Origin of the sequence: Parapusillimonas granuli, from assembly GCF_013416525.1 — a bacterium.
GTDB classification, from domain to species: Bacteria; Pseudomonadota; Gammaproteobacteria; order Burkholderiales; family Burkholderiaceae_B; genus Parapusillimonas; species Parapusillimonas granuli.
Genome location: NZ_JACCEM010000005.1, coordinates 45,106 through 57,066, shown reverse-complemented (window position 1 = coordinate 57,066; position 11,961 = coordinate 45,106). Strand labels below are relative to the sequence as shown.

General features: G+C 62.8%; 12 protein-coding genes. 1 reads left to right on the top strand and 11 read right to left on the bottom strand.

Features of this window, described 5'->3' with window-relative positions:
- Positions 1-167: 167 nt before the first annotated feature.
- Positions 168-1,091: a LysR family transcriptional regulator gene (locus H0A72_RS10185; protein ID WP_180154985.1), complete on the bottom strand. Its 924-nt coding sequence runs from the start codon at positions 1,089-1,091 to the stop codon at positions 168-170.
- A 112-nt stretch (positions 1,092-1,203) separates the two neighbouring features.
- On the opposite strand from H0A72_RS10185, the gene H0A72_RS10180 reads away from it, so the two are divergent.
- The gene (locus H0A72_RS10180; protein WP_180154984.1) at positions 1,204-2,028 is read left to right on the top strand and encodes a TauD/TfdA dioxygenase family protein; all 825 of its coding nucleotides are present in this window, start codon (positions 1,204-1,206) and stop codon (positions 2,026-2,028) included.
- Here the strand turns inward: H0A72_RS10180 and H0A72_RS10175 are convergent.
- The 10 genes from H0A72_RS10175 to H0A72_RS10130 all read right to left on the bottom strand — a co-directional run bounded on the left by H0A72_RS10175 (position 2,021) and on the right by H0A72_RS10130 (position 11,776).
- Positions 2,021-2,218 carry a hypothetical protein gene (locus tag H0A72_RS10175; protein ID WP_180154983.1) on the bottom strand — a complete coding sequence of 66 codons (198 nt, stop codon included), beginning with the start codon at positions 2,216-2,218 and terminating at the stop codon, positions 2,021-2,023. The two genes, H0A72_RS10180 and H0A72_RS10175, sit on opposite strands and share 8 nt — an antisense overlap.
- Before the next feature lie 41 nt (positions 2,219-2,259).
- Complete coding sequence (locus H0A72_RS10170; protein WP_180154982.1) at positions 2,260-2,400, bottom strand: hypothetical protein; 141 nt, start codon at positions 2,398-2,400, stop codon at positions 2,260-2,262.
- 193 nt (positions 2,401-2,593) lie between these two features.
- Positions 2,594-3,661: a 2,5-dihydroxypyridine 5,6-dioxygenase NicX family protein gene (locus tag H0A72_RS10165; protein WP_180154981.1), complete on the bottom strand. Its 1,068-nt coding sequence runs from the start codon at positions 3,659-3,661 to the stop codon at positions 2,594-2,596.
- A complete protein-coding gene (locus tag H0A72_RS10160; protein ID WP_180154980.1) occupies positions 3,658-4,479 on the bottom strand; it encodes an alpha/beta fold hydrolase in 822 nt (273 codons plus the stop codon). Before H0A72_RS10160 ends, H0A72_RS10165 begins: the two co-directional genes overlap by 4 nt.
- A 4-nt stretch (positions 4,480-4,483) precedes the next feature.
- Positions 4,484-7,405, bottom strand: a complete 2,922-nt coding sequence (locus H0A72_RS10155) for a xanthine dehydrogenase family protein molybdopterin-binding subunit (protein WP_180154979.1) — start codon at positions 7,403-7,405, stop codon at positions 4,484-4,486.
- Positions 7,398-7,919, bottom strand: coding sequence for a (2Fe-2S)-binding protein (locus H0A72_RS10150; RefSeq protein WP_180154978.1), 522 nt, complete (start codon positions 7,917-7,919; stop codon positions 7,398-7,400). Before H0A72_RS10150 ends, H0A72_RS10155 begins: the two co-directional genes overlap by 8 nt.
- Complete coding sequence (locus H0A72_RS10145) at positions 7,916-8,821, bottom strand: FAD binding domain-containing protein (protein ID WP_180154977.1); 906 nt, start codon at positions 8,819-8,821, stop codon at positions 7,916-7,918. The genes H0A72_RS10150 and H0A72_RS10145 overlap by 4 nt, the downstream gene beginning before the upstream one ends.
- 2 nt (positions 8,822-8,823) lie before the next feature.
- The gene (locus tag H0A72_RS10140) at positions 8,824-9,798 is read right to left on the bottom strand and encodes a Bug family tripartite tricarboxylate transporter substrate binding protein (RefSeq protein WP_180154976.1); all 975 of its coding nucleotides are present in this window, start codon (positions 9,796-9,798) and stop codon (positions 8,824-8,826) included.
- Positions 9,799-9,857: 59 nt separating this feature from the next.
- Positions 9,858-11,063 (bottom strand): FAD-dependent monooxygenase, encoded by a 1,206-nt coding sequence (locus tag H0A72_RS10135; protein ID WP_180154975.1) that lies wholly within the window; start codon positions 11,061-11,063, stop codon positions 9,858-9,860.
- Entirely contained in the window at positions 11,060-11,776 is a 717-nt protein-coding gene (locus tag H0A72_RS10130; RefSeq protein WP_180154974.1) for an isochorismatase family protein, read from the bottom strand. Before H0A72_RS10130 ends, H0A72_RS10135 begins: the two co-directional genes overlap by 4 nt.
- Between the last annotated feature and the right edge of the window lie 185 nt (positions 11,777-11,961).

Below are 11,961 nucleotides of genomic sequence, written 5' to 3'. Positions count from 1 at the left end.
TTTTTTGCCAGCGGCACCGTGATGTCGACGGATGCAAGCTGGATCGCTTCGTCATGATTTGAATCAAGGATTCGAGCGAATATCAACGGTATCATAGGAGCGGCAGCCTTCTAATACATTTTTAGACGCCGATTGGCAAAGGCTAGCCTATCAATCTGCCGGCTTGTCTATCCCGCTTCGGGACCGGCCGCGGCGTCATGCGGGTCATCGAAATACCGGACGCAGAAATCAATGAAGGTCTCGACCAGCGGATTGCTGCTTTGATGCTTGCGCGCGATGCCGACCGACAATTGCGGGGCCGGCTCTTCCAGCGGCAGGTACTTCACCCCATACAGCGCAAGCTTGTGCTGCGAGCGCGGCACAGGAGAAAACCCTTGCTTCGCCGCCACGAGCGCCAAGGCGGCATGCATGGTTTTCACCTGCAAGAAGTCGCCGGTTTTTACCTTGTGCTTTATGAGCATGTCGCGGAACAGCGCGCGCGTGCTGCCGCTGGCATGATGGCTTGGAAAGCCGATCATCGGGCAATTCTGGAGCTCGGTGATCGAGACCGCGTCGCGATTTCTGGTTGCCCATTGCTGGGGCATGGCGATCCAGTAGGGTTCCGAAAAAATCCTGGTTACCCGAAGGTCTTCTTCATGTATGGGCTCACGCACGAACGACAGGTCGACGTGCCCCGCCGTCACCACGCTGGTCTGATCCTGAGTCGCATGCTCCACCAGGCTCAGCCTTGCGTCCTTTTGCGTATCGACCCATGCCGCAAGCAGCTGCGGCAAAAAAGTATAGGCATGGGCGTGCAGGACGCCGATGCGAAGCGCGTGCATCTTCTCCCAGCGGGCGTTCCGTATGACCTCCGCGCACTGGTCTATGTCGGCAAGGATGCGGCGCGCATGCGGCAGGAAAATCAGCCCGTCCTCGCTGAGCGTCACGCTGCGCGTGGTGCGATGGAACAGCGTGGTGCCCAGATCGCGTTCCAGCGCCTGGATGTGCTCGCTAAGAGGCGGCTGGCTGATGCCGAGCCGTTCCGCTGCGCGGCTGAAGTGCTGCTCTTCCGCTACCGCCAAGAAATACCGCAGCCGCTTTATATCGATCATTTATTCTGTGCCGATATCAATAAAGGGTTAAAACAGTATTAGACACTGAAATAACAGATTAATTATATTACCGTGGATATCTTTGAGATATAAACCAACGGAGGACTAAATCATGGAAATCAGAAAGCTGACTGGCACCATCGGCGCAGAAATTCTTGGGCTGGATGTGTCCAAGCCGCTTTCCGCGGCTGTGCTTGTGGACGTGCGCCAGTGCCTGCTGGATCACTGTGTGATCTTCTTTCGCGACCAGGAACTGACGAAGGAAGAACACATCGCCTTCGTGCGCCAATTTGGCGAGATCAGCACGAGTCCGGTCTACAAGACCCTGGATTCTCACCCGCAGATCATGCCCGTCATCAAAGAAGCCACGGACACCGGCATTATCGGGGACACCTGGCATACCGATGAAACCTACCAGGAAACGCCGCCTCTGGGCTCGGTGCTTTATGCACGGGAAATACCCACCGTGGGCGGCGACACCTTATGGTGCAACCTGTACCGCGCCTACGAGACGCTCTCGGACAGCATGAAGGGCATGCTGGACGGCATGCAAGCGGTCCATACGAATGAATACCTGACCGGCAACATCGCCGCCCGCAACGCGGGGCGATCCACCAAGCTGCTGGAATCCGTAGGCGTCAACCATGTCGTGCACCCGGTCGTACGAACGCACGAGGAAACCGGACGCAAATGCCTGTTCATCAATCGCCCCTTTACCCTTGCATTTGAAGGAATGTCGCGCGAGGAAAGCCTTCCCTTGCTCAATTATCTGTACGAGCACAGCACCAAGCCCGAGAACACGTGCCGGTTCCGCTGGCAGAAAGGCTCCATCGCTTTTTGGGACAATCGCTGCACCATGCACTATGCCATCAACGATTATCCAGGCGAGCGGCGTGAAATGCACCGCATCACGATACAGGGCAGCAGGCCTAGGTAGCGGACAAGGGACCGAATTTGCGGATGAGCAGGCGTTCCAGCAGCGCCGCTTGGCCTTCCTGACGACCTTCCCAGAAGCCTTCCTGGCGGCCTTCTCGAAACCCCTCTTCGCGCCCTTCCTTGCGCCCCTTCAAGATCCCCTCGCGCTTCCGCTGCCGGGCCCACATGCCCGGCTTCTCACTGATCAACATGACAAGCTCCTGCAAACTCGTGACCTGGGGCACCGCGTCCATCAAACTGTGCAGTATTTCCGGGATTTGCTCAATGGCCGTGCTGTGCTGGCCGTGCTGTGCTCCAGCCGAAAAAGCAGCCCCGCCAGGTTCGCATCGGGCAGGCCGCCCGCGCGCCGGTAGGCGGCATCGCGCTCGCTCATGAAGGCCTCCCTGAAAGTGAATGTCAGGCTGCCATCATGGCTTGGATCACGGCGCGGGAGTGGCTGCGGCGGATGAAATGGCCACTGCGGGAACTACCCGGGCGTAGCAAACTCAAGCCGTGTCAGGCCGCGCCATGCCATGGCTAAAACCGGCCCCTATAGCAACTTCGCTAATTCGGGCCTGAACCTAGCATCAAAACGCCGGCGGGTTGACGGCGCGGTCAACTTTCAACTCGGGGTGAACGATGTCGCCGTCGCGGACGATTTCGGTGCCGTCCAGGGTAAGGCTGCAGCCACGCATCGGGATGTCCATGTGGCAGGCAGTATCGTTGTCGCCGCCCAGCTCCACATTGGGGCCGAGCGAGAAAAGCACGTTGCCGTAGAAGGAAAGCGCATTCATGACGTGCTCTTCGTGCAGCCGGCGGGTGGCCTCGAAGTGATACCAGCGCGCGGCGTCGTTCATGCCCCAGCCTATGTGCGAAATGGCATAGGCGCGCGGGTCGTTGAAGCCGGCCACGTAGGTGCGCAGCAGGTCGGCGTCCATGCCGGAGCCTTCCACCTTAGTGACGTAGCCCCGTTCGACGGTGAGGATGACGTCGGACTGCAGATAGCGTTTGAACGCGGCCAGTATGTCGCCCTGGCGCAGCACGACGGTGCCGTTGACCTCACCGTCATTGCCTTGGGTGAATACGAAGCCTGAAGGGAAGTGGTCCCAGCGGCCGGGTTCGTCGGTATAGCCGTACTCGGACATGACCGGATACTGGCCGAGTTCATAGGTGATGTCGGTGCCGAACCGCGACGTGATGTGCATGCGGCGAGCCTGCATCAGGATCTCGCGTCCCCGCTCGACGCGCTTGGCCAGCTCGCGCGTGGGAAACATGGCGCGCAACACATTGGGCGGTTCCATGATGCGTAGTATGCGCACGCCCGCTTTCTGCATGTCCAGCTGTTCGCGCGAGAACAGCAAGCCCACCAGGTCGATGACCATGTCGCAGCGCTTGAGCATATCCAGCACCAGCTCCCTGCCGGCGAACGGATGGCGTCCTTGCACGGCCGCCTTCAAGGTCTGGTCGCGCTGGACGGTCACATTGAAGGCCTGCGCACCCAGGCGTTCCGCCGCCTTGAGCAGGGCCTGCACATAATCCGACCATTCCGTGCCGGCATTCAAGATGGCCACCTGCTCGCCTTCGCTTACCTTGCACAGCCGCAGTTCCTCGAGGAACAATTCGACCAGATCAAAATCCACTGTTGATGACGTCATGATGCTTGCCGCACTCCCTTCGGTAGAACCTGCCGCAATACGCGCAGGCATAAGTCTGTGTTCTCGGCCTGAAGCTGGTGCGCGGCGCCTTCGGCGCGCACCACCCGCAAATCCGGCCGGCTCTGTTGAAACCTGGCCAATTCTTCCTGATTGATGACGCCGCTGGCCGTCGCCACGACCAGCGTGACCTCGCAGTTCGCGCGCGCCACGTCGTCGTAGATGTCCTGCTCATGGAAGTCGCGGTAGGCAGCCTCGATGACGCGCGGATCGCAGCTTGCCATCCATTGGGCGCGCTGCCGCAGCAAGGGCTCGGGCCATGGCGCAACGCCCGGTCGGCGCAGGTAGGCGTCGCCTTCGCCGCGCCGCGCCGCCTCCACCATGGCAATGGTGCGCTCGGCGGGAATCGGATAGGGCCGTGTGCCGGGCGCGCTGGCGGGCGGGTCCAGCATGATCAGGGACCCGATGGCGGTGGACCGGGCCGCGAGACGCGCCCCGATGCGGGCGCCCATCGAGTGCCCGACGACCGCGGGGGACTGCAGGCCGGCAGCGGCCAGGAAAGCCTGCAGATCGTCGGCGCAGACATCCAGCCCATAATCCAATTGCGGCCCCTGTTCGCTGAGCCCTCGGCCGCGCACGTCCACCACCCAGACATCGTGCCCGTCGTCCGCCAGGGCTTCCGCCACGTGCATCCATAAAGCCGCGGGGCTGACGATGCCCGGCACGATCACCACCGGTGCGCCCTGACCCTTGCAGCGCAGGTAATGCTGCCGGATGCCATTGGCCCTGAAATGGCCGCCATCGATATGCTGATTCGACATCGCCTCAGCCTCGCATCGCGCACATGATCAAGGATGTCGCGGCCGCCCCCAGTGAAGCCGCCGCGATCAGCCAAGGCACCATGGGCCAGGTCGGCCAGATCGATGGCTGCAGCGCCTGCGCACCGACCGGCGCAGCCATCGGCGCTGCGGCGGGCTCGCCAAGCCGCTTCTGGAAGTTCTGGAAGAACTGCGCCGTCATCTTCGCGACGACGCCTTCCACCAGGCGCGCACCGACTTGCGCCAGTTTCCCGCCTATGTCGCCGGAGGCTTCGTAGTCCAGGCGTGTGCCGTTGGACTCGGCATCGCTGATGCGGATGCGGATTTCCCCCTTGGCGAAGCCGGCCGGGCCGGCATTGCCCTGCACCACCAGGCGGTATGAGCTTTGCTCGACGATATCCAGCATCTGCATCACCGATTTCATGCGCACGCTGACCGGCCCGATGCTGGACTTGACCACCATCTCGTAGGCATGGGGAGCCGTCTCGGCCATGCTTTGGCATCCGGGTATGGACGCCTTCAAGACTTCCGGGTCCATCAAGGCCGCCCACACCCGGTCGCGGCCGGCGCTCAACAGGTAATCGCCCTGCACCTTCATTTCTTCACCTTTCTCTTTGTTGCGTGCCTGCTCCAGCAGCGCCGCCAAGTTCTTCATGGATATGGGAAGCGCCGTGACCGACACCCCTGCGCCGGCAAGCGCCGACGAGACCGCATTGGCAATGGCGGCGCCGGTCGCAATGATGCCGCCCTCGCCCGCTCCCTTGACGCCCAGCGGATTGCTGGGCGAGCGGGCCAGCTCCAGCGTGTCGCCGCGCACCACGGGAAAATCCGTGCTCGTGGGCAGCAGGTAGTCGGCAAACGTGCCCGTCAGCAGCTGCCCGCTGCCGTCGTAGATGAACTCGTCCAGCAATGTGCCGCCCAACCCCTGCACCGCTGCGCCTATGGTCTGGCCATGCACGATCTCGGGATTGATGACGCGGCCAAGGTCCTCGACGCAGTAGTAGTCCAGGACCTCGACCTGCGCGGTGCCGGGATCGACCGCCACCTCGGCCAGCTGCACGCCGAAAGTGTAGGTAAGCTGATCCGACATGAACTTGGCGTTGACCTCGACTTCACCGCGCTCGGTCGCATCGGCATGGCCGGGAATGCCTTCGGCCAGCTGCGCCAGGGTCAGCAGCGTGGCGCCGTCGCGGGCGTCCACCACACAGCCGTTGCGCCACGCCAGCGAGTCTTCGTCGCGACCCAGCCTTTGCGCGCCGCGAGAGATCAAGCGCGCGCGCATCAGGCGCGCCGCCTCGTGCGTGGCGGCCCCGCTCATGACCGCGCTGCGGCTGTGGTAGGCGCCGAAGCCCGTGTCGAGCAGCGTGGTGGAACCGTGGTGCACGCGCACGGCCTCCATGGGGACGTCGAGGCATTCGGCCAGCACCTGGGCCATGGATGTTTCATGCCCCTGCCCGGCGCTGGATGCGCCCAGCGCCAGGTCGAAGCAGCCGTCGTGGCGCAGCGTAAGGCGCGCGTGCTCGCCCGGCCCGCCGCCGGTGGACTCGACGAAGCAAGCCAGGCCCAGGCCGATGTAGCGGCCATCTTGCAGCGTGCCCGAACGCCGGCTGCGCCGCGCCCAGTCGAACGCCTTCAAGGCGTGATCGAGCACCTGCGGGTATTGTCCCGAATCGTAGACGGCGGGGCCCATGCCGGGCACCAGCGCGCCCGCATCGTAAGGCATCTGGCCGGGCAGGATCAGGTTGGCGGCCCGGATCGCGACCGGATCCATGCCCAGCCTGGCCGCCGCGATGTCGATGAGCCGCTCGCGAAAGAAGGTCGATTCGTAGCGGCCCGGGCCGCGATATGTGCCGGCGGGCGTTTTATTGGTGCAGACCGAACGGACCTGGAACGATGTTGCCGCAATGCGGTACGGCCCGGGCAGGAACTGCGTGCCCTTGCCCGCCATCACCCCCGTGTTCGTCCGGACATAGGCGCCATTGTCGGCGACCATGGTGCCGCGCATGCCGAGCATCGTACCGTCGCGGTCGAAGGCCAGGGCCAGGTCGCAATAGGTTTCGCGCGAATGGTTCAGCGCCATCAGGCTCTCGCGCCTGTCTTCTATCCATTTGACCGGCCGCCCGACTTGGCGCGCCAGATACGGGATGAGAAAGTCTTCCGGATAGAAGTCGCCCCGCACGCCAAAGCTGCCTCCCACGTCGCATTCGAGCATGTCGACGCGTTCGAGCGGCAGCGCCAGCATGTCCGCCAGAATGCGCCGGTTCGCGAAAGGAACCTTGGCCGCGCCCCACACCGTCATGTGTTCCAGGGACGCGTCCCATTCGGCGACCAGCCCCCGGCATTCCAGCGGCGCGGCGCTGTGCCGGTGCACATAGAAGCGTTCCTGCACGACCAGATGGGCCTGATCGAATGCTTGCTCGACGTCTCCAAAGCCCACTTGATAGGACGTCGAGCTGTTGCTGCCTTGCTCGGGATGCAGCAGGGTCTCGTCGCGCAGTGCCACTTGGGCGTCGACAACGGGAGGCAGGGACTCGATATCGGGCACGACCCGCTCGGCCGCATCCTCGGCCAGATAGGCGTCTTCTGCCACGACCACGGCGATCGGCTCGCCCACGTAGCGCACCCGATCGACCGCCAGCGGCTTCTGCAGGAAATGCTCCATGCCCGGCAAAGGGCAGGTACGCTGCGGAATCTCCTTGAGCAGATCTGCGATATCGGCGCCCGTCACCACCGCCAGTACACCCGGCATCGATGCCGCTTCGGCCGTGTCGATGCCGCGTATCAAACCATGGGCAACGGGCGAGCGCACGACGCGGGCGTAGACCATGCCCGGCCGACGCAAGTCGTCCACATAATGGCCACGGCCGCTGACAAAGCGAGGCGCTTCGCGGCGGGGCACTGCCTGGCCGATCATTTCATTGCTATTCATCTTCATTTCGCGCCTGACCTGTCGATGTCGACGGTGATCCCGGGCTGCGGCGCCGGCCCTCTTCCATGACCGCGTCGACAATGGACAGGTATCCTGTGCATCGGCAGATATTGCCGGACATGGCCTCCCGTACCGACTCCGCATCGATCGGTTCGCCGCGCGCCAGAAAGGCTTCGGCGGTCACGACCATGCCCGGCGTGCAGAAGCCGCACTGCATCGCATGATGGCTGCAAAAGCTCTGTTGCAGCGGGGACAGCCCTTGATCGGGCGTCAGGCCTTCTATGGTCGTGAGCTCGCAGCCCTGCGCCTGAACGGCGAACATCAGGCAGGCGCGCACGGTCTCGCCATTCAGCAATATCGTGCACGCGCCACAGACACCGTGTTCGCAACCGACGTGGGTTCCCGTCAAACCAAGATCCTGGCGCAGAAAATCCGCCAGCAGCAGGCGGGCGGGCACCTGGCGCGAGACCATCTGGCCGTTCACCACCAGGTCTATGCTGTGGGTTTCATTCATTGATTGCTCCAAGTGGGCGTCGAGGGGTCAGACCCGGCGGGTCTGACCCCAGCCCCGGCCAGCGCATGGGTAACGCAGCTGTGCACCAGATGGCAGCGCTGGTCCGCGCTGGCATGCATGTCGGAGCGCGGGTCGACCGATGCCGCGGCCGACAAGCCGATGAGCTCGGTGTCGATGTCGGCAATGCCGCGTCCGATCAGGGTGGACAGCGCCGCATCCAGGCGCCGCGCCCGGTCTTCCACGGCAAACACGACCAGTCTTCCCGCCTGCACCACGTCGTTCTCGTCGACATTCAACCCGACTAAGGCACCCGCCAGGGCGAAGTCCCCCCGCCGACGGGCGATTTCATGGAAGCCCCAGCGCCACCTGCCCAGCGGAGCCGGAAAACGTATACGGCTCAGTATTTCGCCGGGTTTGAGCGCCGTCTCGTAGACGCCCCTGACAAAGTCGTCGGCCGCGACGCTGCGTGCGCCTTGCGGGCCGGCCAAAGACATTTCCGCATCCAGCAGCAGGCAGACGGCCGCCCATTCGGCGGCGGGGTCCGCGTGGCACAGGCTGCCGCCTATGGTGCCCCGGTTGCGGATCTGCTCATGGGCAACATGCCGTACCGCCAGGCCGATGGCGGGCCAGCCCGATTTGACACGCTCATCGCGCAGGAATCGATTATGCGCGACCATGGCGCCGGCGACCAGCCTGCCGGCGCCGTCGAGTTCCAGTGCTGACAACTCCTTGACGCCGGCCAGGTCCACCAGCATGCCTGGCGTGGCCATGCGCAGATTCATGGCCGGCACCAAGCTCTGGCCACCGGCAATGACCCGGGCGTCATCCGGATGCTGCCGCAGCAGTTCCAGTGCCTCTTCAATGCCGGCGGGACGCCGATAGACAAAAGCGCTTGGTTTCACAATCAGTTGGCCTTGAGGCCCATCTTGTCGACGATGGGACTGAACATTTCGACTTCACGCGCATAGCGCGCGGCGGCTTCGGCCGGCGGCATGCCTTCGGGCTTGATGCCCATGGTGCCCAGCTTCTCGGTGACTTCAGGAGAATGCAGGACCGCGTGCAGCTCCTTCTGCAGGTAATCGGTGATCGCGGCCGGGGTACCCTTGGGCGCTGCCACGGCGGAATACAGCGAGAAGTCGAAACCCGGGTAGCCGGACTCGGCAAGCGTGGGCACGTCGGGCAGGATGGGATTGCGTTCGGCGGATGTCACCGCCAGCGCCTTCGCCCGCCCCGAAGCGACCAGCGGCGCGCCGGGACCGATGTCGGAGCTGAAAAGCTGCGTATTCCCTGCGAGCAATGCCTGCGCCGCTTCCGAGGAACCCTTGTACGGAATCTGGGTCAGCTTGATGTCGGCAATCGATGCGAAGTATTCGGTGGGCACCTGCGAAGAATAACCAAACGAGCCGTAATTGAGTTCGCCTGGTTTTTCCTTGGCATATTTGACCAGGTCTTTCACGGTATCGAACGGCTCTTTGACGCCCGCCAATATAACCAGTGGATAGGAACCCAGGATGGTGACGGGCTCGAAATCCTTGACCGGATCGTAAGGCAAGTTGTTCTGCGTGATGGGATTGAAGACCATGGGTCCGCTGCCTCCCACCAATAGCGTGTAGCCGTCGGGCTTTGCACGCGCAACGTACTGCGCTGCGATGATGCCGCTGGCGCCCGCCTTGTTCTCGACGACCACCGTCTGCCCGACGCGCTTGGACAGCTCGGCCCCGACCAGGCGCGCAACCAGGTCCGTGCCCCCGCCCGGTGCGAACGACACAACGAAGCGCACGGGTTCGTTGGGATAGCCATCCGGGCCGTTGCCCGCCAATGCGATGCCGCCGACGGCGAACAGGGTCGCCGCGACGATCGCTTTCTTCGTCTTCTTCATGATTTACCCTTCATTTCTAGTGGTTGATGCAAAACGTGGCCCGCACGCGGCGACGCGGGTCAATCCAGCGGCACATTCACGGCGTCGTAAGACAGAATCCATTCGTAGCGATCCCGTATCTTTTCCGATGCCCATTCCGTATTGACGTAGTCGTCGGCCGTGTCGGGATTGAGCAGCGCATGGTTGTGAAACCGGCCCAGATTCTCGGACGACTTCCTGACGATTTGCGTCGTGCGTTCCTTGCGCGCCTTTTCGTAGCGCTGCAGCGCTTCCGGCACGTCGTCGAACTGGCTCAGGGCGCGGGCCAGCACCATGCCGTCCTCGATGGCCATGTTGGCGCCTTGTGCCAGGTAAGGCAGCGTGGCGTGGCAAGCGTCGCCCATCAGCGTGACGCGCCCCTTGGTCCACTGAGGCAGCGGCTCGCGCAGGAACAACGCCCATTTGTACGGGGTTTCTATCTGGCCGACGATGGTCTGGATATCATTGTGCCAACCAGCATAGTCGGCCCGCAGTTCGTCTACGCTGCCTTCCTCGGTCCAGGATTCGCCCGCCCAGTCGTCGCGCTCGACGTGGCCCACAAAATTCAGCAAACGCCCCGACCGCAGCGGATACAGAATCACGTGGCCATTGGGGCCGATCCAATTGACGCCCACGGGCCGGCGCAGATGCTCCGGCAGGCGTTCGATGTCGATGATGCCGCGCCAGCAGCACCCGCCCGTGAACTTGGGCTGATCGGGGCCGAACATGGCCTTGCGCGTGGCCGAATGCAAGCCGTCCGCGCCCACCAGCACGTCGCCCCGGATGCGTCTGCCGTCCTGCAAGATCAAGGTCACGCCATCCGCATCCTGCTCGAAACCGGCTACCCGGCTGTTGACCATGCACGCATCGGGCTTGATTTCACGCACGGCCTCGAGCAGCATGGAATGCAGGTCTGCGCGGTGCATCATTAAATAAGGAACGCCGTAGCGGTCCATCGACTCTTTGCCCAGATTGAACAGCGGCCACGTCTTGCCTGTATTCCAGACACGCACCTCTTTGGCTTGCGCGTCCACGCCCAGGCGCTTGGCCGGCTCTTCGAGCCCCAGCTCATACAAAACACGCACGCCGTTGGGCCCGAGCTGGACTCCCGCGCCGATTTCCTTCAGTTCCTGGGCCTGCTCGAAGACCGACACATCGAAACCTCGCCGCAGCAAGGCCAGCGCCGCCGTCAAGCCGCCTATGCCGCCACCGGCAATCAATACATGCTTCTTTTGCTGCATGGTCATGCCCCCCGCGCCTGAGCGGCCGGTATCAAAGCCAGCATTTCGTCGGTGGACATCACGTCGGCATACTTGCTATTCATGTCGAACAGATTGACCGCGTGAGAAGTTTGCGACCGATCGAAGACGGCGTCGTGCGGGACGATGACGTGATAGCCATAAGAGGACGCATCGACCGCCGATGCGCGCACACAGCCGCTGGTGGTGGTGCCCGTGACCACGACGCAGTTGGCGTTCTGGGTGGTCAGGTAGCTGACCAGCGGCGTGCCGAAGAAGGCGCTGGCATGATGCTTGGGCAACAGGATATCGCCCGGCTCCGGCGCGCACTCCTTGACCATCTCATAACCCTGCCTTGGTATGGACATGATGCCCGGCGCCTTGTCGGCAAAACGCTGGCCATCGTGGTTTTCCTTGTAGGCTACATGCGGGAAGATGACCGGCAGATTGCGTTGCCGGAACGCCTGAATGAGCCGCGCGATATGCGGCACGGCGCGCCAGCCATATTCACCGCAGCTGGTCGGATATTCGCGCTTTATCGACTCCATGATGGGCAGGCGTTCGTGCCCGACCGAGCGGTACTGCACATCGATCACCAGCAAGGCCGGCCTGATTTCCCCTTGGAACCGCTTGCCGAACCCCGCCGCCTGATAAATCGAAAGCTCTTCTTCGGTCACCACATGCTGCCATGGCAGTGTTCGACCTTCACTCAACGTATCCATTCCACCCTCTAGTTACACGTGATGACTAGCCATCACAACCCGGCCTGAGCAGCCTCGCAAACTATTAAGTTCACACATAAGAACGATCATTCATACACAAGAATATTTTAAGAGTGATGAAATCGGCCCGTCAAGCTGTTTTTCGGCTTGACCCTGTCCGGCTCAGAAGATTAATATATTCTCAC